Source organism: Flagellimonas sp. (assembly GCF_965222555.1).
GTDB lineage: Bacteria > Bacteroidota > Bacteroidia > Flavobacteriales > Flavobacteriaceae > Flagellimonas.
In genome coordinates this window covers 455,050-478,171 of sequence record NZ_CBDCUG010000004.1, presented here as the reverse complement: position 1 = coordinate 478,171, position 23,122 = coordinate 455,050, and the positions used below count along the sequence as shown (strand labels likewise).

General features: G+C 39.2%; 24 protein-coding genes and 1 pseudogene. 9 read left to right on the top strand and 16 right to left on the bottom strand.

Features of this window, described 5'->3' with window-relative positions:
• Window position 1: 1 nt before the first annotated feature.
• The 9 genes and pseudogenes from ACOQO1_RS06610 to ACOQO1_RS06570 form a co-directional block, all read right to left on the bottom strand.
• Window positions 2-811: a hypothetical protein gene (locus ACOQO1_RS06610; protein WP_420602076.1), complete on the bottom strand. Its 810-nt coding sequence runs from the start codon at window positions 809-811 to the stop codon at window positions 2-4.
• A 95-nt stretch (window positions 812-906) separates the two neighbouring features.
• Window positions 907-3,129 carry an NADP-dependent isocitrate dehydrogenase gene (locus ACOQO1_RS06605; protein WP_420602075.1) on the bottom strand — a complete coding sequence of 741 codons (2,223 nt, stop codon included), beginning with the start codon at window positions 3,127-3,129 and terminating at the stop codon, window positions 907-909.
• A 633-nt stretch (window positions 3,130-3,762) separates the two neighbouring features.
• A pseudogene (gene rplS / locus ACOQO1_RS06600) lies at window positions 3,763-4,114 on the bottom strand (50S ribosomal protein L19).
• Window positions 4,115-4,239: 125 nt separating this feature from the next.
• A complete protein-coding gene (locus tag ACOQO1_RS06595; RefSeq protein WP_420602074.1) occupies window positions 4,240-4,560 on the bottom strand; it encodes a hypothetical protein in 321 nt (106 codons plus the stop codon).
• Between the two features lies 1 nt (window position 4,561).
• Window positions 4,562-5,236 (bottom strand): tRNA (guanosine(37)-N1)-methyltransferase TrmD, encoded by a 675-nt coding sequence (trmD, locus tag ACOQO1_RS06590; protein ID WP_420602073.1) that lies wholly within the window; start codon window positions 5,234-5,236, stop codon window positions 4,562-4,564.
• Between the two features lie 31 nt (window positions 5,237-5,267).
• Window positions 5,268-5,717: a GNAT family N-acetyltransferase gene (locus ACOQO1_RS06585; RefSeq protein WP_420602072.1), complete on the bottom strand. Its 450-nt coding sequence runs from the start codon at window positions 5,715-5,717 to the stop codon at window positions 5,268-5,270.
• Between the two features lie 74 nt (window positions 5,718-5,791).
• Window positions 5,792-6,400 carry a tRNA (guanine-N1)-methyltransferase gene (locus tag ACOQO1_RS06580; RefSeq protein ID WP_420602071.1) on the bottom strand — a complete coding sequence of 203 codons (609 nt, stop codon included), beginning with the start codon at window positions 6,398-6,400 and terminating at the stop codon, window positions 5,792-5,794.
• Between the two features lie 107 nt (window positions 6,401-6,507).
• Window positions 6,508-7,956, bottom strand: a complete 1,449-nt coding sequence (locus tag ACOQO1_RS06575) for a glyceraldehyde-3-phosphate dehydrogenase (RefSeq protein WP_420602070.1) — start codon at window positions 7,954-7,956, stop codon at window positions 6,508-6,510.
• 128 nt (window positions 7,957-8,084) lie between these two features.
• The gene (locus ACOQO1_RS06570; RefSeq protein WP_420602069.1) at window positions 8,085-9,476 is read right to left on the bottom strand and encodes a S1C family serine protease; all 1,392 of its coding nucleotides are present in this window, start codon (window positions 9,474-9,476) and stop codon (window positions 8,085-8,087) included.
• Between the two features lie 133 nt (window positions 9,477-9,609).
• On the opposite strand from ACOQO1_RS06570, the gene dapF reads away from it, so the two are divergent.
• The 4 genes from dapF (at window position 9,610) to ACOQO1_RS06550 (ending at window position 12,747) form a co-directional block, all read left to right on the top strand.
• Window positions 9,610-10,383, top strand: a complete 774-nt coding sequence (gene dapF, locus ACOQO1_RS06565; protein WP_420602068.1) for a diaminopimelate epimerase — start codon at window positions 9,610-9,612, stop codon at window positions 10,381-10,383.
• Window positions 10,377-10,910 (top strand): GNAT family N-acetyltransferase, encoded by a 534-nt coding sequence (locus tag ACOQO1_RS06560; protein ID WP_420602067.1) that lies wholly within the window; start codon window positions 10,377-10,379, stop codon window positions 10,908-10,910. Before dapF ends, ACOQO1_RS06560 begins: the two co-directional genes overlap by 7 nt.
• Complete coding sequence (mltG, locus tag ACOQO1_RS06555) at window positions 10,900-11,943, top strand: endolytic transglycosylase MltG (RefSeq protein WP_420602066.1); 1,044 nt, start codon at window positions 10,900-10,902, stop codon at window positions 11,941-11,943. Before ACOQO1_RS06560 ends, mltG begins: the two co-directional genes overlap by 11 nt.
• Before the next feature lie 159 nt (window positions 11,944-12,102).
• Window positions 12,103-12,747 carry a hypothetical protein gene (locus ACOQO1_RS06550; RefSeq protein ID WP_420602065.1) on the top strand — a complete coding sequence of 215 codons (645 nt, stop codon included), beginning with the start codon at window positions 12,103-12,105 and terminating at the stop codon, window positions 12,745-12,747.
• A gap of 54 nt (window positions 12,748-12,801) precedes the next feature.
• Here ACOQO1_RS06550 and ACOQO1_RS06545 read toward each other — a convergent pair whose 3' ends face one another.
• Genes ACOQO1_RS06545 through dnaA form a run of 3 tightly spaced genes read right to left on the bottom strand, consistent with a single transcriptional unit; the run spans window position 12,802 to window position 15,421 of the window.
• Complete coding sequence (locus tag ACOQO1_RS06545) at window positions 12,802-13,530, bottom strand: SAM-dependent methyltransferase (RefSeq protein ID WP_420602064.1); 729 nt, start codon at window positions 13,528-13,530, stop codon at window positions 12,802-12,804.
• A gap of 4 nt (window positions 13,531-13,534) precedes the next feature.
• Window positions 13,535-13,987, bottom strand: a complete 453-nt coding sequence (locus tag ACOQO1_RS06540; RefSeq protein WP_420602063.1) for a low molecular weight protein-tyrosine-phosphatase — start codon at window positions 13,985-13,987, stop codon at window positions 13,535-13,537.
• A 9-nt stretch (window positions 13,988-13,996) separates the two neighbouring features.
• Entirely contained in the window at window positions 13,997-15,421 is a 1,425-nt protein-coding gene (gene dnaA / locus ACOQO1_RS06535; RefSeq protein WP_420602062.1) for a chromosomal replication initiator protein DnaA, read from the bottom strand.
• 205 nt (window positions 15,422-15,626) lie between these two features.
• Between dnaA and ACOQO1_RS06530 the strand changes: the two genes are divergently transcribed.
• Window positions 15,627-16,028, top strand: coding sequence for an acyl-CoA thioesterase (locus tag ACOQO1_RS06530; protein ID WP_420602061.1), 402 nt, complete (start codon window positions 15,627-15,629; stop codon window positions 16,026-16,028).
• Here ACOQO1_RS06530 and ACOQO1_RS06525 read toward each other — a convergent pair.
• Genes ACOQO1_RS06525 through ribD form a run of 4 tightly spaced genes read right to left on the bottom strand, consistent with a single transcriptional unit; the run spans window position 16,021 to window position 19,140 of the window.
• Complete coding sequence (locus ACOQO1_RS06525) at window positions 16,021-16,629, bottom strand: IMPACT family protein (protein ID WP_420602060.1); 609 nt, start codon at window positions 16,627-16,629, stop codon at window positions 16,021-16,023. The two genes, ACOQO1_RS06530 and ACOQO1_RS06525, sit on opposite strands and share 8 nt — an antisense overlap.
• Entirely contained in the window at window positions 16,629-17,492 is an 864-nt protein-coding gene (locus tag ACOQO1_RS06520; protein ID WP_420602059.1) for an EamA family transporter, read from the bottom strand. Before ACOQO1_RS06520 ends, ACOQO1_RS06525 begins: the two co-directional genes overlap by 1 nt.
• A complete protein-coding gene (locus ACOQO1_RS06515) occupies window positions 17,493-18,095 on the bottom strand; it encodes an HAD family hydrolase (RefSeq protein WP_420602058.1) in 603 nt (200 codons plus the stop codon).
• Window positions 18,088-19,140 carry a bifunctional diaminohydroxyphosphoribosylaminopyrimidine deaminase/5-amino-6-(5-phosphoribosylamino)uracil reductase RibD gene (ribD, locus tag ACOQO1_RS06510; RefSeq protein ID WP_420602057.1) on the bottom strand — a complete coding sequence of 351 codons (1,053 nt, stop codon included), beginning with the start codon at window positions 19,138-19,140 and terminating at the stop codon, window positions 18,088-18,090. The genes ACOQO1_RS06515 and ribD overlap by 8 nt, the downstream gene beginning before the upstream one ends.
• A 29-nt stretch (window positions 19,141-19,169) precedes the next feature.
• Here ribD and ACOQO1_RS06505 point away from each other — a divergent pair, with 29 nt between their 5' ends.
• From ACOQO1_RS06505 to ACOQO1_RS06490, 4 genes are read left to right on the top strand one after another with little or no spacing between them, the layout of a single operon-like run.
• Window positions 19,170-19,655 carry a GNAT family N-acetyltransferase gene (locus ACOQO1_RS06505; protein WP_420602056.1) on the top strand — a complete coding sequence of 162 codons (486 nt, stop codon included), beginning with the start codon at window positions 19,170-19,172 and terminating at the stop codon, window positions 19,653-19,655.
• A gap of 2 nt (window positions 19,656-19,657) precedes the next feature.
• A complete protein-coding gene (gene prmC, locus ACOQO1_RS06500) occupies window positions 19,658-20,542 on the top strand; it encodes a peptide chain release factor N(5)-glutamine methyltransferase (RefSeq protein ID WP_420602055.1) in 885 nt (294 codons plus the stop codon).
• Window positions 20,539-22,533 (top strand): NAD-dependent DNA ligase LigA, encoded by a 1,995-nt coding sequence (ligA, locus tag ACOQO1_RS06495; protein WP_420602054.1) that lies wholly within the window; start codon window positions 20,539-20,541, stop codon window positions 22,531-22,533. Before prmC ends, ligA begins: the two co-directional genes overlap by 4 nt.
• Before the next feature lie 2 nt (window positions 22,534-22,535).
• Window positions 22,536-23,117, top strand: coding sequence for a M23 family metallopeptidase (locus tag ACOQO1_RS06490; RefSeq protein WP_420602053.1), 582 nt, complete (start codon window positions 22,536-22,538; stop codon window positions 23,115-23,117).
• Window positions 23,118-23,122 lie beyond the last annotated feature (5 nt).

Genomic DNA, 23,122 nt, shown 5'->3' with positions numbered 1-23,122 from the left:
TCTACTCAATCGTTATAGTTTTGGTATCAAACTCACCTAAGGCAAAATATCCAAATGGAAAATTATCGGGATTGGTCGTATTTACTATATTCCCTCTTACAGTTGCCGGCGGTGTAGCAAATGGCCCACCCCCATCTTCACCAGATTGTATCAGGGTGAGATTGACGTAATTGGCAAAATCCTGGTCAATGCCAAAGAGGGTAACCACAAGCAAATCCCCTGGCTCAACATCTTCATAGAAATAGGAAAATGTCAACTGACTACCTTCAAAAAATTCGTCCTCTATTACCAAAAAATTGCCAAACCCAAAAGAAAACAAATAATGATTACGTACACCAGCTATGTCGGTGAAAGTAACTTTGACCTCGGTTTCTTCATCTTCATCAAACAGAAAACTATCGCCTTGCTCAAGGTTATCAATTAGTGTGGAACCTTTTAACTGCTGAGTGGCCGTATAGGTTTCGTTATTATAATTGATTTCTAAAGTGTAATCCCTGTTAAATTGCAAATCTGGCAAACCCAAGTTGAAAACACCGGGCTCACTTTCCAACAACCCAAAAGATTGTCCGGTTTGATTATCGGTTATGGTTACAGAGGCATTTTCCGCAGGAGGAGTTTCTTCCTGGAAAAAGGGAGCTGTCAGCGTCAATTTTACTTGGCCAACGGTAATGGGATTACCATTATTTTCATTAAAACCGAGCAAGGCATCAATTACCAATTTGGGCTCAGAGGTTGGTAAATCTACATTAATTGCATCTTCGCAACCAACGGATAACCATAGGGAAAGAATTAAAAGTAGACCGTATCTCAAGCTGTTACAATTGAACTATGATAGTCTAAAATAGACAATCATCATTTCAAAAAGCACAAAATTTAACAGTTTCTTTAAACTCTTTATCCCTTTTGCTAGGTGATGGAACTCAGGATATTATTTAAGGTCTCACTTGGACGCATTGCTTTTGAGGCCAAATCTGCATCTGGTAAATAATAGCCTCCAATATTCACAGTGGCACCTTGTGCTTCAATGAGTTCGTTGGCAATCTTATCCTCGTTGGAGGACAAGGCATCATAAACTTGCTTGAAGGTGGATTGTAATTCGGTATCCTCGGTTTGATTTGCCAATTGCTCGGCCCAATACAAGGCTAAATAGAAATGGCTTCCTCTTGTATCCAGCTCATTAACCTTTCTGGAAGGGGATTTATCCTCGTCCAAGAATTTTTCTGTTGCGTTGTCCAAAGCTTCTGCTAGTACAGATGCTTTTTTATTTTGGTTTTTATCACCAAAATGTTCCAAGGAAACACCAAGTGCCAAAAACTCGCCCAAAGAATCCCATCGTAAGTGGCCTTCTTCCAAGAATTGTTCCACGTGTTTTGGTGCGGAACCTCCTGCTCCTGTTTCAAAAAGTCCTCCACCGTTCATCAAGGGAACAATGGAAAGCATTTTTGCACTGGTCCCAACTTCAAGAATAGGGAATAGATCGGTTAGGTAGTCACGCAACACATTTCCGGAAACGGAAATAGTATCTTTCCCTTCTTTAATGCGTTCCAGAGTGAATTTGGTGGCTTCAATAGGGGAGAGGATACGAATATCCAATCCTTCCGTGTTGTGGTCTTTAAGATATTCTTTGACTTTTGTAATCAATTCTCTGTCATGTGCACGCTCTTCGTTCAACCAGAAAACGGCTGGAGTATCTGTAGCTCTTGCTCTTGAAACCGCAAGTTTTACCCAATCTTGGATGGGAGCATCTTTTACCTGGCACATTCTCCAAATATCTCCCTGACCTACCTCATGCTGAATCAAGGTTTCATTATTTGAGGTGCTCACAACACGCACAGTTCCAGCTTCTGGAATTTCAAAGGTTTTGTCGTGCGAACCATATTCCTCAGCTTTTTGGGCCATAAGACCTACATTGGGTACAGTTCCCATAGTGGTTGGGTCAAATGCTCCATGTTGTTTACAGAAATCTATAGTGGCCTGATATATTCCAGCATAGCTGCTATCAGGGATTATGGCCTTTGTATCTTGCAATGCGCCATTTTTGTCCCACATTTTACCTGAGTTTCTAATCATGGCCGGCATGGATGCATCAATGATTACATCGCTTGGTACGTGTAAGTTGGTAATGCCTTTGTCTGAATTCACCATGGCCAAATCAGGGCCATTTTCTATGCTGTTGGCAATGGCACTTTCAATTTCATTGCGCTTGCTTTCCGGAAGCTCTTGTAATTTGTCGTAAAGTGTTTCCAGACCATTGTTGGCATTAATCCCGAGTTCTTCAAAAGTATCTCCGTATTTTTCAAAAAGCTCTGAAAAATAAGTTTCCAAGGCATGGCCAAAAATGATAGGGTCCGAAACCTTCATCATGGTTGCCTTAAAATGAAGGGAAAGCAACAAATTATCTTTTTTAGCCTCGGCAATCTCTTTGGCCAGAAAATCGACCAAAGCATTTTTGCTCATCACCGTAGCATCGATGATCTCATTTTTTTGTAAAGCAACTTTTTCCTTTAGTACAGTCACTTTTCCATCTTCATCCACCAATTCAATACGGACATCGTCTGCATTTTTAAGGGTCAAGGATTTTTCATTGCTTCTAAAATCGCCTTCCGACATAGTGGCTACATGGGTTTTGGAGTCCGAAGACCATTTACCCATGGTATGTGGATTTTTCTTGGCGTAATTTTTTATGGCCTTTGGGGCTCTTCTGTCCGAGTTTCCTTCACGTAGTACCGGATTTACAGCACTACCTTTTATCTTATCGTATCTGGCCTTAATGGCTTTTTCCTCATCGTTTTGTGGCTCATCCGGATAATCTGGAAGATTATAGCCCTTTTGTTGCAGTTCCTCAATGGCTTCCTTTAACTGTGGAATAGAGGCGCTTATATTGGGAAGTTTAATGATATTGGCTTCAGGAGTTTTGGCCAAATCCCCCAAAAGGGTCAAATCATCGGAGATTTGTTGGTCCTTGTTCAAAAACTCGGGAAAGACAGCGGCAATTCTACCTGCCAAAGAAATATCTTTGGTCTCTATTTCGACATTTGCTGTGTTTGTAAATGCTTTTACAATTGGCAAAAAAGATAGTGTTGCCAAGGCTGGTGCTTCGTCCGTTTTTGTGTAAAAAATCTTAGCCATCTAAGTGTATTTATTAAGGCGGAGCAAATATACAATTTATGGCTGTTGCTATACCAAGCGATATTGCTAAAAAAAGGGGTGGTTTTTTGAAGGAATATGAAAAACAAAAGCCATATCTATGTATAAACATTGATATGGCTTTCTGAAAAGGGCTAAAAGACATCATTTTGTGTTGCCACAAAATCGCAACCATTGATTGCATCTGTTGCCCCTTTGACGTTTACTCAACATTACGCTTTTAATTTTTCAACTAAACCGCATACTGCAAAGTGTCCTAAAGTTTCCTAAAATCCTATCAAAACGAGAAATTGCTCTCCCGTCCGCACATAAGATTCATGACTTTCTCTTTAAGGTTGGCCAAAGCTTTCCAAAATTTGAAATTCCTTTTGTGATCAGTAGTGTTACCAATTAAAAAGGGAAACATCAGTATTTAAAGAACGTCAACTTTAAATTTAAAAATCAAACCTTGATATAATCTCCTTTTGATTTCTTTGACTAAATTATAATAAAGTCTTAGATATCCAAATTTTGTAACGGATTAAAAATCAACAATGTATGAACCATGGTTATTAACAATTGTTCATAAAAAAAGCACCTTGATAGGTGCTTTTCAATATTGTTATGGAACGGGGATTATCCTCTAATCTCCTTAATACGGGCCTTTTTACCTGTAAGTTCCCTAAAGTAGAAGATTCTTGATCTACGTACTTTACCTTTTTTGTTAACTTCAATTCTTTGAAGTGCGGGCATGTTGATTGGGAAAATTCTTTCCACCCCAACGGTACCTGACATTTTTCTGATGGTAAAAGTTTCGGTAGCTCCAGTTCCCCTACGTTGGATTACAACTCCTTTAAAGAACTGTGTACGTGTTTTTTCACCTTCCTTAATTTCATAGTATACTGTAATGGTATCACCAGATGAAAATTTTTGGAAAATCTTTTTTTGGAACAAATTCGTCTTCAACAAATTTTATTAAGGATTCCATTTTATGTTTTTTTAATGTTTAACAGAATCAACTTTCACGAGTTTCGTCAGAGGTTAATTTTGCGATTGCAAAAGTAATGCAATATTTAGAATTGACAAGATGTTTCTTGTTTTTTGAAAGGATTTTTAGATGCTATTGCTTTTTTTTAGGTATTTAATCCCATAGAGTAGTAGTCCCAAACCAAATAGGAGCGTTGGAAGGTGTGTCAAAACATTTATGATTCCCGTAGCTCTAACAAGTGATTCAGCGCTTTCCCGAGCAGAAATCATTGTCCAAATAAAGCCTGAGACAGCAAAAACAATGTTAAGGATGGCACCAACAAGCATTAAAACGGTCCCTGAATTCCGTTGTTTTGACACCAAAAATATACAAGCAACAATTATGACCAATTGGGCTATGTAACCCAAGATGCCTCCCAACAAATGAACAAGTTCAATATTTCCCATGTTATTTTAATAAATCGGGTCTTCTTTCTGTTGTACGTTCCATAGCCTTTTCCTCTCGCCATTTTTCAATTTTTGGAAAATCGCCGCTCAATAAAACTTGGGGAACCTCCATTCCTTTATAGTTTGAAGGCCTAGTGTAAACGGGTGGAGCCAATAAGTTGTCTTGAAAAGTATCCGTTAAAGCCGAGGTTTCATCATTCAATACACCCGGAAGCAGACGAATTATGGAATCACAGAGGACAGCCGCTGCTAGTTCCCCTCCTGAAAGTACATAATCCCCAATAGAAATTTCACGGGTAATGAACAGATCTCTTACCCTTTGATCTACGCCTTTGTAATGACCACAAAGAATAATGATGTTCTTTTTAAGGGAGATTTCGTTGGCCACTCCTTGATTTAGTGTATTTCCGTCTGGGGTCATATAAATTACTTCGTCATACTCCCGCTCACTTTTGAGCTTGGAAATACACTTGTCGATAGGCTCTATCATCAACACCATTCCAGCTCCACCACCAAATTGATAGTCGTCAACCTGTTTGTAGTTGCCAATGGAGTAATCCCTTAGATTATGAAAATGAACTTCGACCAGTCCCTTTTCAATAGCCCGCTTCAAAATGGATGCCTCAAAAGGGCTTGACAACAATTCAGGCAAAACGGTGATAATATCTATCCTCATTAACTTATAAGATATTGGACAAAAATAAGGGTTAATTTACTGAGGGGTTCTTCCAAAAGTAATGAAAGTACTCTTTGTCCTTTTCCCACCCCAATCGCTCGTATAATTTCTGAGCCGGATTGTCTATGGCGGTCTCTAAGGCCAATCCCTTATAATTGAACTCCTGGCAATGTTTTTTTGCATAATTCAATAGGGTTTCTCCAATTCCCTTTTTTCTGAATTCAGGCACCACAAACAAATCATTCAATATATAAAAGGGTTTCATGGATACGGATGAGAATGTAGTGTACAATTGGGTAAACCCAATGGGTTTATCATTCTCCACTGCAAGAAAAATGACTGTCTCACCATTGTTGAAACGTTCTTCCAGAAAGGAGCGAGCGGCTTTAAAATCAGAGGTCTGCCCATAAAATACCCTGTAGGCATCAAATAATGGTACTACAAGTTCCAAATCGGATAAAGTGGCATTTCGTATTTCCATTGGTTATGTGATTTGGTTCACCTTAATTGATGATGCCAAAGTAGATTTTAGGTTCAACGAAGTGCTCTGTGGGGCTATTTATTTTTTTGCTTGTTCAGCTCATCTTGCAATTGACGGCTAATTTTTTGCTCACGCTCCAAGGCTCGTCTTCGGTGTTCTTCAAATTCCTTTTCTACATCAGCCAGAGCAGTTTTGGCTTGATGGGTAAGAAAATTGCTGTTTCTAAACTTGTAAATGAAAAACAACAGGAACAGCAGCAGACCAAGGATTATTGACCATAATATAAGTTTATAGGTTCCTTTGCTGACCATGGCACCGAAAAAGGACATACTGTCCTTTTCTGAGGTGACATTTTTTAAGTTGTTGGTGGTCTCTTGAAGTTTGGCATTCAAGTCATCAATCTGTGCCTTGTTGCTGGCTATGGTCGCAGATAATTCCTTGATGGATGTATTGGCAGTATTAATGGAATCAAAGATGTTGCTTTTGATTCGGTTCAGCTCTACCAGTTTTATCACTTCATAACGAATACCATTGGCCCTATAATTACCAGATTTCCTTTCCAGTTCCCTAAACTGTCCAACCAATGTTTCATCATTGGTGGGTGCTGGGTTTTGCTCTTGGGCAAAAAGTGGTGAAAAAGAGGTGAGCAAGGTCAGGGCGAAAAAAACTCGTAAACATTTCATGGTCAATATTCGTATTAAATTTAGATTAAGGGTAGGGCGAAATTACACCAATAAACTAAAAATCAAAAGAAAAACCTTCTTACTCCGGCAAGAAACCGTATTTAATTCTAATAATAGGTATAGCGCCTAACTTTGGCAATGTATTTGGCCAGCCTAATCACTTGATGCGAATAACCATATTCGTTATCGTACCAAATGTATAGCACTATACTTTTTCCATCTGTGGAAACCAAAGTTGCCTTACTATCATATATGGATGGGGCAGAAGCTCCAACAATATCAGAAGAAACCAGTTCATTACTAAGTGAATATTTGATTTGCTCTACCAAATCGCCTTCCAGGGCATACTTCTTTAAAATGGTATTGATGCTTTCTTTAGAAGTTTTGTTCTTTACCTCAAGGTTTAAGATGGCAAGGGAACCATTGGGCACAGGAACGCGAATGGCATTGGAAGTTAACTTTCCTTTTAATGAAGGTAAAGCCTTGGCAACGGCTGCACCAGCGCCAGTCTCCGTAATTACCATGTTTAAGGCTGCAGCACGACCTCTACGATATTTCTTGTGCATATTGTCCACCAAATTCTGATCATTGGTGTAAGCATGGATTGTTTCCAAATGCCCTTTTTTCACACCGAGGGAATCCTCTATAACCTTTAAAATAGGGGTAATGGCATTGGTGGTGCAGGAAGCAGCTGAGTAAATTTTGGTTTTATCCGGATCAAATTCCGTTTGATTGACCCCATGGACTATGTTAGGGACTTCCTTACCTGGCGCGGTCAACAGTACTTTACTGGCTCCTTTGGCTTCCAAATGTCTGGAGAGTTCTTTTTTATCCCTAAAAGCACCGGTATTATCAATGATCAAAGCATTATATATGCCATATTTGGTATAATCAATGGACTCTGGCTTATCTGCGTTTATAAACTTTACCGTTGTACCGTTTATGATAAGTGCTTGATTTTCGGTATCTACATCCACGGTTCCTAAAAACTGGCCATGGACCGAGTCGGTTTTTAAAAGTGCGGCTCTTTTTTCCAGGATTTCTTGATTGGTTTCCCCACGAACAACGATGGCTCTAAGCCTTAGTTGACTACCTCTACCGGTTTTGGCCATAAGCTCTCGAGCAACCAACCTCCCAATTCTACCAAAACCATAGAGTACAACATCTTTTGGTTTTATTTCCTTGGACGTATGGGCATCCTTGAGTTTTTCCAAAACAAAGGCCTTTACGTTTAGATGATTATTATCATCTGAGTGATACTCATAAGTGAGTTTGCCAATGTCCAATTTTGCGGGCGGTAAACTGATGTCGTTAATGGCTCTAAGAATCTCTACGGAATCAAAAATTGAAATAGGTTTCTGGACAAATTCACCAGCATATTCATGCAAGTTGATAATGTCACTGACATTTTTATCTATAATTTGATTCTTGAAAAGGACCACTTCAATGGCTTTGTCGTACCAAAGATCACTTATGATCTTAATAAATTCTGTGGTAGCTTTCCTTCTGTCTGCCTGAAAGGCAAGTTCTTTTTCGTAAGACTTATTGTCTCCCATGATGTTTAGTTGAGTTGTAGTTCTAAGTTTTCGGCAAAAGTATATATTTCAAACGTTTTCGTAAAAGAATGTTATAAAAAAATGGCACCTAACCCTAGGTGCCATTTTTGCTCTTCGCTTTGGTGTTTTTATTGAAGTATCAGTCGTTCTTTTTCACCTTTTTCGTTGATCATGGTGAAACTTGTTCTTCCATATCGTGATATCTCGCCAAAAAATTCTTTGGCGTCATCTATATTCTCAATTTCTTTATCATCAACTTCAACAATGACTTTGTTTTTTAAGTCATATCTACCATAACCTTCAGGAACATCTATTATTTTAACTCCTTTCTTGACCCCAAATGTTTTCTTGTCCTTATCGGATAGATTCTTTACCATAAAACCGGTGGCTGGCAGGATAACAGTTTGTTCCTTTTTCAAAGTCACATTTTTAATAATTTTTTTACTGTCACGCTCTATGGCCAACTCGACAACATCTCCAGGGCGTTTTGAGGAAAGGTACCCCGTAAGCTCTGAAAACTTGCGTACCAAAACATTATCTACTTGTTTTATGATATCCCCTTCTTTTAGACCGGCTTCTTCCGCTCCCGAATCTTCAGTGACTTGCGAAACATAAACTCCTTCAATCTCATCCAGACCAAGCTCTATGGCTTCCTTGGTATTGATATTGGCCGTTCTAATACCTAACAGACCTCGCTGAACGTTCCCGTATTCCATAATGTCCTCCACTACTTTCTTCGCAATATTGCTGGGTACCGCAAAGGAATATCCAACATAGGAACCTGTTTGTGAAGTAATTGCCGTGTTAATTCCAATGAGGTCACCATTGGTGTTGACTAGGGCGCCACCACTGTTTCCAGGGTTTACGGCGGCATCAGTTTGTATAAAGGATTGATTCCTTCCCAAAGATCTTGCCTTTGCACTGACAATACCTGCCGTTACGGTCGAAGTTAAACTAAACGGATTGCCAACTGCCAGCACCCATTCTCCAATTTTGGAATTATCAGAGTCTCCAAAAGCCAAATAAGGAAGGGGTTTGTCTACATCTATTTTCAAAAGGGCAATGTCTGAGCTTTTATCGGCTCCAATGACCTCGGCCTTATAGGTCTTTTTATTATTTAATGTAACCTCCAATTGACTTGCATTGGAAATTACATGGTTATTGGTGACAATAAATCCATCTGGTGAAATAATCACTCCAGATCCAGTCCCGACCTGCGGGGCTTGTTTACGCTCAAAACCATAAAAGAAATCTGAAAGACTCGATGGACCCTTACTAATGGTAAGGTTTTTAACGTGCACAACGGCATTAACTGTTTTTTCGGCGGCTATGGTGAAATCAACCTCATTGATTCCGGCCCCTTTGGCAGAGGTGGTTAACGCACTAGTGCTCAAGAATGGAGTTTCTTGATTGGCAGTAACCAATTTATAAGTGTCTTTTTCAAAAAATAATTTATAAGCTCCCAAAGTAATAGCTCCTGTAAACAAGGATACTAGGAATAAACTGGCTATTCTTTTCATAATTCAATAATAATTTAACATTAAGCTTCAACAAAATTAGATGAATTCATTTTTCCCTATGTCGGTTTAACTCGTTTTTAACTACAAAAAAATCCTTAAAGAATACGCTATCTTTGTTTCTTTGCAGGCAATTATGGTACTACAATTTTATAAATATCAAGGTACGGGAAATGATTTTGTGATGATTGACAATCGCCAAGGGTTTTTTCCAAAAAGTGATATTACGTTGATTACAAAACTCTGTGATAGACGCTTTGGCATTGGTGGCGATGGGCTTATTCTTTTGGAAAATGACCTTGCTTCAGATTTTAAGATGGAGTATTTTAATTCTGATGGAAGCCAGAGCATGTGTGGCAATGGAGGAAGATGCGCTGTAGCTTTTGCGAATTACTTGGGTATAATTGATGGAGAAACCACCTTTAATGCGATTGACGGATTGCATTATGCAACTTTGGAAGGCGACATAGTGAATTTGAAAATGAGCGATGTAAGTGAAATCAAAGAAAAATCGGCCTATAGTTTCTTGGACACAGGATCTCCCCACCATGTGCAGCTTGTGGGAAATCTGGGCGGGTTGGATGTAAAGACGGAAGGTGCCAAACTGAGGTATGGGCTCTATGGAAAATCGGGGAGCAACATCAACTTTGTAGAACAATCTCATGGTGATACGTTCAATGTTCGTACCTATGAACGAGGGGTTGAAGATGAGACATTATCCTGTGGAACCGGGGTTACGGCCGTTGCCATTGCAATGCACAAAGAAGGGAAGACCACATCCAAAAATGTAAAAATCAATGCTGTGGGAGGTGATTTGACCATCAGTTTTGAACAGCAAAATGGGACATACACCAACATTTTTTTAAAAGGTCCTGCTAAACAAGTATATAAAGGAGAGATTGAATGCTGAACTTAAAAGGGAAACAAGTTTATTTGCGAGCTCTGGAGCCGGAGGATTTGGATTTTTTGTACCAATTGGAGAATGACACTTCCATTTGGGAAATCAGTGGTACCCTAAGACCTTACTCAAAAAAGGTGCTCAGACTTTACCTAGAGAATGCGCACCGCGATATTTATGATGTAAAACAGTTACGACTTTGTATCTGCAATAAAGACGATAATTGCATAGGTTTGATTGACCTTTTTGACTTTGACCCTAAACATAGAAGAGCTGGAATGGGTATTGTTGTTGCCAAAACCAACGATAGGAATAAAGGAATAGGGGCAGAGGCTATTTCGCTAGTATGTGATTATGCTTTTTCTACCTTGGATCTTCATCAATTGTACGCAAATATTTTGGAGGAGAACAAGGCCAGTATCCATTTGTTCGAAAAATTGGGCTTTGAGAAAATAGGAGTCAAAAAAGAATGGATAAGAACCAATAGTGGTTTCAAAAATGAATTGATGTTTCAAAAAATAAATTCCAATGCATCTTAAGAAAGTACTTTGGGCGACCGCGGTTTTAGGACTTTTGATTTGTGGTTTTGTTGCTTATCAAATTTATGGTGCCATTTTTAGTCCCAATACAAAATTCAACAATGATGAAGCATTTGTTTATATAGCTTCGGATGCCACTTTTTCTGATGTAAAGAACAGTTTGGAGCCTTTGGTAAAGAATTTGTCCACCTTTGAATCTGTTGCTGAGCGGAAAGGTTATATAACCAATATAAAGGGAGGAAAATTTGGGATAAAGAAGGGGATGAACAATAATGAGATCATTAATTCCCTACGAAGCAATAACATTCCGGTCAAAGTTTCATTCAATAACCAAGAATCCTTGCCGCTGTTGGCAGGTAGAATAGCCCAACAGATTGAAGCTGATAGTGTATCGCTATTAAGCACGTTCAATGATGCGGCATTTCTCAAGGAATCTGGCTTCGATGACGACACAAAACTGGGAATGTATCTTCCCAACACCTATGAATTCTTTTGGAATACCAGTGCACAAGGCTTTAGAGATCGCATGCTCAAGGAGTACAGTAGATATTGGAACGAAGACCGTTTGCAAAAAGCAAAAAAATTAAACCTCTCACCAGCTCAAACCATAGCCTTGGCTGCTGTAGTACAAAAAGAAACGGTAAAAGCAGAGGAGAAACCTAGGGTGGCTGGAGTCTATTTAAATAGAATTAGAAAAGGTATATTGTTGCAGGCAGATCCTACAGTTATTTATGCCATCAAAAAGGAAACAGGCAATTATGATACTATAATTAAACGAGTATTGTATAGGGATTTGGAAATGGATTCACCTTATAATACCTATAAATATAGGGGTGTTCCACCTGGACCGATTACTATGCCAGATATTTCATCGATAGAAGCTGTTTTGAATGCGGAAAAACACGATTACCTCTATTTTGTAGCCGATGTTTCTAATTTTGGGTACCATATGTTTGCCAAAACCTTAGCACAACATAACCGAAATAAGGTGCAATATATCCGATGGCTTAATTCTAAAAAAGTGCTCAGATAATACACTTTACCGTTAATTTTCAGCTGTTTAACGCAATTTAAGGCTCATTTAAGAAAATCTTATGAGCTTTATACTTGTAAAGAAAAAGTCTCCCCCTATATTTGCCGGCCAAATTTAATTTCAATGCCATCAGGTATTGGAACCTTAAATATGAGAGTTATGAAAAGATGGATAGGTTTTATTTTACATCTTGCCATGATTGTAATTTTGACAAGTTTTGGTTCATATACCATGACGAAAAAAGTGGATTCTAAAGTTCCTGATTCGTTAAAGGTAAATTTGAATTTTGAAGCTTTGGTTAAACAAGACTCTGCTGATGTCTTGAAAGATGTGTTAATTGACCCTCCCTTTTTAGGGAATGCGTACAACGGCTTTAAAGAGGCTTTGGCTTTTAAAGAGTCGCAAGGAAGGTATGATGTAGTGAATACTTTGGGATACCTTGGAAAGTATCAGTTTGGATTGGGCACCTTGAATTTAATGGGTGTATATAATGCCAAAGATTTTCTGAATGATGCCGCTCTACAAGAAAGAACCTTTGAGACCAATATTGCACGTAACAAGTGGATATTGCGTAGAGACATCAAACGTTTTAATGGAAAACGGATTAGAGGAGTTGTGATTACTGAATCAGGAATATTGGCCGCCGCGCATTTGGCAGGGGCCGGAAATGTGAAAAAATATCTTCGTTCTTATGGAAAGAATGATGTGGCAGATGCTTATGGGAGCAATATCTCGTACTATATGCGAAAATTTGCCGGATTCGATATTTCCATAATTGAACAGAAAAGAAACGCAAAAGTATAAATAAGTATTTACGCGATTTGGATTGTGAGGCCCAGAATATTTTCTGGGCTTTTTTTATGCTTGCAGAATAAATATAGTGGGCCGTTTGTTCAGGTCTATTTCAATTTCCTTCCACTCATGCACACTCTTTGTTTGAATAAACTCTGTTGGCAGTGTAATATCCGTAGCAATACATAGCCGAGTACTTTTATGCAGGGTTTTGGTGAGTTCCTTTAAAAGTTTGTCGTTTCTATATGGGGTTTCCATAAATATTTGGGATTGCCCCTTTTCTTTAGAAAGTCTTTCCAAACTTTTGATCATTGCCTTTCTTTCGGCAGTATCAATAGGTAAGTAACCATTGAAAGCAAAATTCTGCCCGTTCATTCCACTGGACATCATTGCCATTAAAATGGAGGAGGGACCTATCAATGGAACCACCTGAATTCTTTTTTCATGGGCAACTTTGACCACAGCAGCACCCGGATCGGCAATACCGGGGCAGCCAGCTTCTGAAAGCACTCCAACATCATGTCCAGAGATGCAAGGATCCAAATAGGAGGGAATAACTGCTGAATCGGTAAATTTGTTCAAGGTTTCAATCTGCAAATTAGGCTGTGACTTACTTGGACTTATTTTTTTGATAAAGCGCCGTGCGGTTTTTTCATTTTCCACAATGTAGTGGTCGATATTCTCAATGGCCCTTTTGATGGAAATGGGAAGTACTTCCAAAGGGGCATTATCTCCTAATGTGGTCGGAATGAGGTAAACTTTCCCTGAAACTAGACTTGGTTTTGCTTCTTCCATTAAATCACATCAATTTTTTAGCAATGGCTTCGCATGCAATATCGACCATTTGAAATACTTTTTCAAATCCATCTTCTCCACCATAATAGGGATCGGGCACTTCATTCAAACCAACATCTACCTCATCCAAAAGAAGCTTTACTTTCCGTTCCTGTTCCTTGCTTCTGGCAAGTTTTATAATATTGGAAAAGTTGCTGGCGTCCATTGCATAGATATAATCAAACGCTTCAAAGTCAATCTCGGAAAACCGTCTGCATTTTTGATGGCTAATATCTAGGCCATATTTTTTGGCTACGGCAATTGACCTTTCATCCGGAGGATTACCTACATGATAACCAGCTGTCCCTGCTGAATCTACAAAAACTTTTGCGGGGTCAACTTTGGATGTTAGAATACCTTCGGCCAAAGGTGATCTGCAAATGTTGCCCAAGCAGACCATCAAGACTTTGGTTTTCATGAGGTGAAATTAGGAGAATTTTTTGTTCAGGTCCTCAATATATTTTCTGAACTGTTTATCCGTTTCTGCAAGATTGTCAACAGTTTTGCAGGCATGTAAAACCGTAGCATGGTCCCGTTTGCCAATTTGCGAACCAATGCTTGCAAGTGAAGCTTTAGTGAATTTTTTGGCAAAGAACATAGCTAATTGCCTAGCCTGAACAATGTGTCTTTTCCTGGTTTTGGATTGTAAGGTGGCCACATCCATTTCAAAATAGTCGGAGACAACCTTTTGGATGTAATCTATGGAAACTTCTCGTTTTGTGTTCTTTACAAACTTTTCAACTACCTGTTGAGCCAATTCCAAAGTCACCTCACGTTTATTGAATGAGGACTGTGCAATCAATGATATTATAGCGCCCTCAAGCTCACGGATGTTGGTTTTTATATTTTTGGCCACGTGGTCAATAATGTCCTCGGGCATTTCAACCCCATCCCTGTACAATTTGTTTTTTAGGATGGAAACCCTGGTCTCGTAATCTGGACTCTGTAACTCGGCGGAAAGTCCCCATTTAAAACGGGACAGCAGACGTTGTTCAATATCCTGCATATCTACAGGCGCTTTGTCCGATGTGAGAATCACTTGCTTTCCATTTTGGTGCAAATGATTGAATATGTGGAAGAATACATCCTGCGTTCCAGATTTACCAGATAAAAATTGTACATCATCAATGATAAGTACATCAATTAATTGGTAAAAATGAATGAAATCGTTTCTCGTATTCTTTTTAACCGATTCAATATACTGTTGGGTGAATTTCTCTGCTGAAATATAAAGCACAGTTTTTTCCGGGTACTTGTCCTTGATCTCAACACCAATGGCATGAGCCAAATGTGTTTTACCAAGACCCACACCTCCAAAAACCAATAATGGGTTAAATGATGTACCACCAGGTTTATTGGCTACGGCCATACCCGCCGACCTTGCCAACCTGTTGGAATCACCTTCCAAGAAATTCTCAAAATTATAGTTAGGATTGAGTTGTGACTCAATCTTGATGTTTCTAATGCCTGGAATCACAAATGGATTCTTGAGTTCCGGGCTTTTTGAGGTAATAGGTACATCCAGTTCCTGTGGTCCAACCGCTGTGCGATTAGCACTTGGAATCTGTTCCGTAAACGGTTCCTTGTTACCATACTTATTTTCCATCTTAATAATGTAAATAAGTTTTGCGTTGGTTCCCAATTCTTTGGTGAGGGCTACTTTTAACAGCTTTACATAATGCTCTTCCAACCATTCGTAAAAGAATTTACTTGGAACCTGAATGCTAAGTGCTTTGTCTGTTAACTTGATAGGTTTAATAGGTTCAAACCAAGTTTTGAATGCCTGCGGTTGGATATTATCCTTGATAAAAGCCAAACAGTTGTTCCATACGGAATTTGCAGTAACACTCATAAAAGAATCTCCTTAGTTTTTGTTGGTTAGCTTTAAAGCTTTTGGTCTAGATATCTAAGGGGAATTAGACATCTATTGGATGCGACAAATATGTGAACAAATCTTTGAAAAAAAAAATGATTTTGTGGTTGAATATTCTGTTTTTTTTTCGCATGTTTCCTTAACGTTAACCAAGCCTTTAAATATATAATTTTTCAGTTAATATATGCGATTAAATTCATTTTCTTTTAGGGTCAGATATGGAGAAACTGACCAAATGGGTATTGTGTACCATGGCAACTACGCACAATACTTAGAGATGGGAAGAGTAGAGTGGTTAAGGGCTTTGGGGATTACCTATAAGAGCATGGAAGAAAATGGAATCATACTCCCTGTAATTTCCTTACAGATAAATTATAAAAAATCCGCCTTGTACGATGACCTACTTACAGTTGAAACCAAAATAAAAAAACCTCCGCTGGTAAAGATTGAGTTTGACTACAAAATTTATAACCAAGAAAAGGAACTGTTGGTCGAGGCCAATACAGTTTTGGCTTTTATGGATAAGAAAACCAACAAGCCTATTAAATGTCCCAATAGTATTTTGGAGCGGTTGGATTTTAGTTAAGCTCCCGAATAGAAATCCCGTGCATTTCTTTAAACAGCTGTAGAATTTTTTCTGCTTCACTTTCACGAACCGAAATTACCAGCTCACAGTTTAACTCCATTTTCTGTGAAACTATGGAAATTCCTTTTTGTTTGATGATTCTCATGACCTTGTCCATTTCTGGATAACCAAAATATAATTGAAACTGGGACTCAATGATTCTTTCAACAATGTTTGAATTTTCCAGAGCCATTTGGGCCGTTGTTTTGTAGGCTTGAATCAATCCTCCAACGCCAAGCTTGGTTCCTCCAAAGATTCGAACAACCGCCACTAATACATTGGTAACGTTAAAAGATTGAATTTGCCCGTAAATTGGCATGCCGGCCGAATTGTTGGGCTCGCCATCATCATTGGCGCGGTATGTGTATTTTTTTTCACCCAATTGCCATGCATAGCATACATGATTGGCGGTATGGTATTTCTTTCGCAATATTTCCACAATGGGTTTCACTTCATCTTCCGAGGAAATGGGAAAAGCATAGCCGTAGAATTTACTTTTTCTATCCTTATATAGAATTTCTGCGGAAGGTGCCTTTATGGTTCTGTAGCTATCTTCCTCCATTAAAACAAAGCTACAAGAACGATGCTTACAACTGCTAGGGCTATTCCACCCCAGTTCTTTGGACTCATTCTTTCCTTAAATAAAATAATGCCCAAAAGTGTGGTAAGCATTACAATGGCTACATTATTAAGGGTAAAGATAGCTGCACTATCCAGTTTGCCATGCTGAAGTGCTTTTAACAAAAAGAAAATGGAAAAGTAATTGGGCACCCCTAAAAAGATTCCGCCCAATACATTCTTGAAATTTGCCTTTAAAGGTTTTTTAACCGCTTTTATTCCAATAAAACAAAATCCCGAAATGGCCGCAAACCCAAAAAGCATTGCAGAAAAAATGGAAACCTCTTCAGGTTTTAAATGGCTTGCTTCAAAATATTTGATGCTGGCATCTATGATTCCAGAACCCAAAAAGACCAATAAAGGGAGAATCAATGATTTTTTGGAGAGTGATGCGCCTTTTTCCTTCATAGAGGCAAAATAAACCGCTGCAAGCGCAAGAAAGATACCCACTATCTGAAGACCCGAAAGTCTTTCCTGATAAAGAATCACCCCAAAAACCACAGGAATGACCAATGACATCTTTGTAGCTACAGAAGCAACAGAAACTCCTGCAACTTGGGAAGTCTTGGCCATTAAATTAAAAACGAGAATAAAAAACATTCCCAAAGCAATAGCTCCCGGAAACCATGATTTTTCCATCGTCTCATAAATATTGAAGGAGCCCTCGGAAAGTAGTAGGCCAACAGTGCAGGCAACCACATAATTAACGACGATGGCATATAAAGTCTGGACTTTATATGTGTCAAAAAGTTTGAAGATTACAAAGATCAGACTTGTACAGAGAACGCTTAAAACTAAATACAACATCTACAGGTATGATTTTAATTGGGTGATATCCTCCTTGCCAACCTGGAGATTCCACACATTGATGCCTATGCTGGCCGCGGCATCCGTGTTTTCTTTTGTATCATCCACAAACAGCGTTTCGGAAGCAACAAGCTTGTCAGTATGCAATACAAATTCAAAGATTTCCACATCGGGTTTTCGCATCCCCATTTCATAGGAAAGGTAAAATACCTCAAAAGAGTTTTTGAACCGGTTGAATTTTTCCATACCCATTTGTTGCTTTACATATTCTATATGTATGTCATTGGTATTGCTCAACAGGAATAAACGGTAATTGTTTTCTTTGGCCAATGCCTCTACAAATTCTAGCCTGCTATCGGGAAAATCTTTTAAAATGGCATTCCAGGCATCTATTATATATTGATTGGGTGCCTCTGGAAAATGTACGGAGACCGTATCTAAAAAGCTTGAAGAACTGACAGTTCCCTTTTCATATTCTTTGAACAGATTGTCCAGAGCCGGGGTCAGATTTGTAAAGCCATATTTCTTCATGGCTTCAGCTGTAGCTGGTTTATCCAAATCAATGAAGATATCGCCAAAATCGAGTATAATATTTTTAATCATGTACAAATATGGATAAGTTGTCTGATAAAATAGGTGTAGTTTCTAAAAGTTTACCTGAAATCTTGGGCGCGAAAATCCCATTTTCAAAAGTAGTTGCTCCAACAAAGATTCTAGCTTCATCCCAAAAACCTTCATCAACAAAAGTTTGAAGGGTCTTTGAGCCACCCTCAACCAAAATACTGGTTACGGAATGCTTGTGCAGGACAGCACAAATTTGGGAAGCCAAAGGTTTTGAGAAATCGATTACTTCGTAATCAATATGAGCTAGGTATTTTGACTCCTCCTTTACTTCAGTGAGTACAATAGTCTTTACACTGCCGTCCATTACATGAAATTCTTTCGGAATCTTCAAACTACTGTCCAAAACCACTCTAATGGGATTTTTGCCCTTCCAATTTCTGGTTGTCAATTTGGGATTGTCCTCTAAAACAGTGTTAGTTCCAACCAAAATGGCCTGTTCCTGACCGCGCCATTGATGTACCAATTGCTTCGAGTAGGTGTTGGTAATCCAAAAAGGTTGTGGGTTTTCAGTTCTTTGCGATTTGTTTGGGGCAAGAAAACCATCCTGGGTTTCGGCCCATTTTAATATAATGTAGGGTCGATTTTTTTCATGAAAGGTCAAAAAACGTTTATGATGCCTTCGGCATTCATCTTCAAGAACACCAACATTTACCTTACAACCTGATGCTTCCAGTTTTTTAATCCCATTACCCGCTACTTTATCATGCGGATCTTTAAGACCAATAACTACTTCCGGAATTTTATGTTTGATGATTAAATCGGAACAAGGCGGGGTTTTGCCGTGGTGTGAACAAGGTTCCAAAGTCACATATAAGGTTGACTTTGATAAAAGTGATTTGTCAGCTACCGATTCAATGGCATTTACTTCGGCATGATTCCCTCCGTATGGACTTGTATAGTCTTCTCCGATAATTTTTTCCTGATACACTATTACGCATCCCACCATTGGATTCGGAGCGGTGTTCCCGAGTCCTTTTTTGCCCAATTGAATGCACCGCAACATGTATTTTTCATGTATCTTCACCCAACAAAAATAGGATAATAAAATACAATATGGACCAAGTTGTAATTCGGGAAATCACCCCCGAAGACAATGGGCAGATTGCCAAACTGATTCGTGAGGTTTTGTTGGAAATGGGCGTTCCAAAGGTAGGTACGGCCTATGCTGATAAAGCTTTGGATGATATGTATGGAACGTATAACCTCCCTAAAGCTACATATTACGCTGTGGTGGAAAATGGTAAGATTATTGGATGTGCAGGGGTTGCACAATTGGATAATTATAAGGGAAATGTTTGTGAGCTTCAGAAAATGTATTTGTTGTCTGAGGCTAGAGGGAAGGGAGTTGGAACAAAGTTGATATCAGTGTGCCTTGAAAGAGCTAGGGAATTTGGATTTGAAAAATGTTATCTGGAGACCATGCCCTATATGAAAGCTGCCCAAAAATTATATCAGAACAACGGATTTGAATATATAGATGCCCCAATGGGCGATACCGGACATTATTCGTGCCCAGTTTGGATGCTTAAAACACTGTAACATTGTTACTAAGGGAAATCAAGACTATTTTTCATAAAGAGTTGGACGGAATCTACCCAACGGAAGAAGTTGATACTTTTTTTTATTGGACCATTGAACATTACTTAAAACTGGAGCGGTTTGTTTTGGTGCTGCAACCTAACTTGACCCTTACCAAAGAAGAGGAACAACCACTTTTTGAAACGTTGGCCCAACTTAAACAGGAAAAACCTATTCAATATATATTGAGTAATGCCCATTTTATGGATTTAGAATTTCAAGTTAATGAACATGTTCTCATTCCAAGACCGGAAACCGAAGAGTTGGTACAATGGATTCTTGATTATTGTCAGGGAGAACAATGTCATCCTGAGCGCAGTCGAAGGAGCAGTCGAGACCTAAATATTTTGGACATAGGAACGGGTAGCGGTTGTATTGCCATTGCATTGGCCAAAAACCTTCCCAATGCAAAAGTGTATGCCGTTGATGTTTCTGAAAAAGCGTTGGATGTGGCGAAACAGAATGCTGCATTGAACGAAGTGGATGTCACATTTCTTCAAAAAGATATTCTTGACCCCGGATTTGAGCCAGAATCCAAATTCGATATTATCGTGTCCAATCCTCCCTATGTTCGGGAGCTGGAAAAATCAGAAATGAAAAAGAATGTGCGAGATTATGAACCTGATTTAGCGCTCTTTGTCCCAGATAATAACGCATTGGTATTTTATGAAGCCATCACAAAATTCGCTTCGGATAATTTAAAAACCAATGGAAGTTTGTTTTTTGAAATCAACCAATATTTGGGAGATAAGACCCAGGCACTTTTAGAAGCGCATAATTTTTTGGAAATTGAACTCCGCAAAGACCTTTTTGGAAACGATAGAATGCTTAAAGGAATAAAATCATGACCATCCAACAAAAAATAACATCCTTAAGGGATGAACTCCGAAAACATAATTACAACTATTATGTATTGGACAAACCCACCATTTCTGATTATGAGTTTGACATAAAACTCAAGGAACTTCAAAAACTGGAAGAGGAAAATCCAGAATTTTATGATGCCACATCACCAACACTTCGTGTTGGGGGAGCGGTGACCAAAAATTTTGAAACCGTACAGCATGAGCATCGTATGTATTCCTTGGACAATTCCTATTCCAAAGATGATCTGGAGGATTGGGAGAAACGCATTCAACGTATTTTGGGAGATGTCCCGGTTGAATTCACTTGCGAGTTAAAGTATGATGGAGCATCTATCAGCCTAACGTATGAAGATGGAAAATTGGTGCGTGCGGTCACTAGGGGGGATGGATTTCAAGGTGATGATGTAACCACCAATATCAAAACCATAAAATCGGTACCTCTACAACTACACGGAGATTACCCTCCCAAATTTGATATTCGGGGGGAAATTATCCTCACTTTGGAGGGATTTGCCCAAATGAACAAAGAACGGATTGAAGCTGGGGAAGATCCATATATGAATCCTAGAAATACGGCTTCTGGAAGTTTAAAGTTGCAGGACAGTGCTCTGGTTGCCCAGCGCCCTTTGGAATGTCTGCTGTATAGCATCACCGGAAAAAACTTGAATATTAATTCGCAGTTTGAAGTCTTGGACAAAGCCCGCGCATGGGGATTTAAAGTCCCTACGGTCGCAAAACTGTGTAAAACCACGGATGAGGTGATGCAATTTGTGGAACACTGGGATGTGCACAGACACGATTTACCTTATGAGACAGATGGAGTGGTCATTAAGGTCAATAGCCTTCGATATCAGGAAGAATTGGGATATACCGCCAAAGCACCCCGATGGGCCATGGCCTATAAGTTTAAGGCAGAACAGGTTTCAACCGTTTTGAATGAGATTACGTATCAAGTTGGACGCACAGGGGCCATAACTCCAGTGGCCAATCTAGAACCTGTACTCTTGGCGGGAACTACAGTTAAAAGGGCTTCGCTGCACAATGCAGATCAGATTGAAAAACTGGATATTCGGGAAGGTGATACCGTTTTTGTGGAAAAAGGAGGGGAGATCATTCCCAAGATCATTGCCGTTGACTTTACGAAACGCCCTTCTGATTCAACCCCTACAAAATACATTGCGCATTGCCCGGAATGCGAAACTGAGTTGATTCGGAAAGAAGGTGAGGCACAACATTTTTGTCCTAATGATACCGGGTGCCCAACCCAAATCACGGGACGCATCCAACATTTTATTTCCAGAAAAGCCATGGATATTGAAGGTATGGGGAGTGAAACCGTGGAGCTGTTATTCAAAGAAGGGCTGATTACGAACTATGCGGATCTGTACACTTTGACCAAGGAACAGGTAATGCCTTTGGAACGAATGGCTGAAAAATCGGCAGAAAACCTGGTAAACGGAGTCGCAGCTTCCAAAACCATACCTTTTGAACGGGTATTGTTTGCTTTGGGAATACGATATGTAGGCGAAACTGTGGCAAAGAAATTGGCCAAGGCCTATAAAAATATTGATGCCTTAATGATTGCTTCGCAGGAAGAATTGGTTTCTGTTGATGAAATTGGGGAACGGATTGCAGAAAGCGTGGTGCAGTTTTTTGGTAATCCGACCAATGTTGAAACAGTAGAACGACTAAAATCCTACGGATTACAATTTTCACTTTCTGAGGCCCAATTGGAAAATCAATCTGACAAATTAAAAGGGCAGACCTTTGTGGTTTCAGGGGTATTTGAAACCATCGGACGTACGGAATTGAAGAAATTGATAGAGGACAATGGAGGCAAAGTGGCTTCCTCCATTTCATCAAAAACAAGTTTTTTGGTGGCTGGTGACAAAATGGGACCCAGTAAAAAAACCAAAGCGGAAAATTTAGGGGTGCCTATTATTTCGGAACAAGAGTTCATGGCCAAACTGTAACCATGATTACCAATACAACCAGACGTTTTTGGTATTTGCTATTATCGAGCTTTGCCTTTTTGGTTCGCTATCGATATTTTAAGAAATGGTTTTGGTTGCCCTTGCTCGTTCTTTTATTAGGATTTCTTTGGCCCCAATCCATGATAATCCCCGTTGAAAGGGCCAATACCAGCAGTTGGGATAAAAAATCATTTTGGGCCTATCCGTGGGGAAGCTCGGTGACCCACAAGGGGATTGATATTTTTGCGGACAAAGGCACTCCCGTAATTGCTTCTACCCATGGAATTGTAGTATATACTTATGAGGGTGGTAAAGGAGGGAAGTCCGTAATGGTGCTGGGACCAAAATGGCGATTTCATTATTATGCCCATTTGGATGAAATCCAGACTTTTCCACTAAAACCCATAAAACGAGGTTCAACCATAGGGACAGTGGGCAATACAGGAAATGCCCAAGGTAAACCTCCGCATTTGCATTATGCCATTACCACTCCTTTTCCTTATGTACATTTAAAAGATACTGATGCAGTACAAGGATGGAAAAAAATGTTCTATTTGAATCCGGATACTTGGCTTCGTCCATAATTTTG

Coding starts and splice junctions, on each gene's coding strand:
- ACOQO1_RS06605 (WP_420602075.1), bottom strand. CDS start 3,129: ATGGCTAAGATTTTTTACACAAAAACGGACGAAGCACCAGCCTTGGCA.
- ACOQO1_RS06595 (WP_420602074.1), bottom strand. CDS start 4,560: ATGGGAAATATTGAACTTGTTCATTTGTTGGGAGGCATCTTGGGTTAC.
- trmD (WP_420602073.1), bottom strand. CDS start 5,236: ATGAGGATAGATATTATCACCGTTTTGCCTGAATTGTTGTCAAGCCCT.
- ACOQO1_RS06585 (WP_420602072.1), bottom strand. CDS start 5,717: ATGGAAATACGAAATGCCACTTTATCCGATTTGGAACTTGTAGTACCA.
- ACOQO1_RS06580 (WP_420602071.1), bottom strand. CDS start 6,400: ATGAAATGTTTACGAGTTTTTTTCGCCCTGACCTTGCTCACCTCTTTT.
- ACOQO1_RS06575 (WP_420602070.1), bottom strand. CDS start 7,956: ATGGGAGACAATAAGTCTTACGAAAAAGAACTTGCCTTTCAGGCAGAC.
- ACOQO1_RS06570 (WP_420602069.1), bottom strand. CDS start 9,476: ATGAAAAGAATAGCCAGTTTATTCCTAGTATCCTTGTTTACAGGAGCT.
- dapF (WP_420602068.1), top strand. CDS start 9,610: ATGGTACTACAATTTTATAAATATCAAGGTACGGGAAATGATTTTGTG.
- ACOQO1_RS06560 (WP_420602067.1), top strand. CDS start 10,377: ATGCTGAACTTAAAAGGGAAACAAGTTTATTTGCGAGCTCTGGAGCCG.
- mltG (WP_420602066.1), top strand. CDS start 10,900: ATGCATCTTAAGAAAGTACTTTGGGCGACCGCGGTTTTAGGACTTTTG.
- ACOQO1_RS06550 (WP_420602065.1), top strand. CDS start 12,103: ATGAAAAGATGGATAGGTTTTATTTTACATCTTGCCATGATTGTAATT.
- ACOQO1_RS06545 (WP_420602064.1), bottom strand. CDS start 13,530: ATGGAAGAAGCAAAACCAAGTCTAGTTTCAGGGAAAGTTTACCTCATT.
- ACOQO1_RS06540 (WP_420602063.1), bottom strand. CDS start 13,987: ATGAAAACCAAAGTCTTGATGGTCTGCTTGGGCAACATTTGCAGATCA.
- dnaA (WP_420602062.1), bottom strand. CDS start 15,421: ATGAGTGTTACTGCAAATTCCGTATGGAACAACTGTTTGGCTTTTATC.
- ACOQO1_RS06530 (WP_420602061.1), top strand. CDS start 15,627: ATGCGATTAAATTCATTTTCTTTTAGGGTCAGATATGGAGAAACTGAC.
- ACOQO1_RS06525 (WP_420602060.1), bottom strand. CDS start 16,629: ATGGAGGAAGATAGCTACAGAACCATAAAGGCACCTTCCGCAGAAATT.
- ACOQO1_RS06520 (WP_420602059.1), bottom strand. CDS start 17,492: ATGTTGTATTTAGTTTTAAGCGTTCTCTGTACAAGTCTGATCTTTGTA.
- ACOQO1_RS06515 (WP_420602058.1), bottom strand. CDS start 18,095: ATGATTAAAAATATTATACTCGATTTTGGCGATATCTTCATTGATTTG.
- ACOQO1_RS06505 (WP_420602056.1), top strand. CDS start 19,170: ATGGACCAAGTTGTAATTCGGGAAATCACCCCCGAAGACAATGGGCAG.
- ligA (WP_420602054.1), top strand. CDS start 20,539: ATGACCATCCAACAAAAAATAACATCCTTAAGGGATGAACTCCGAAAA.
- ACOQO1_RS06490 (WP_420602053.1), top strand. CDS start 22,536: ATGATTACCAATACAACCAGACGTTTTTGGTATTTGCTATTATCGAGC.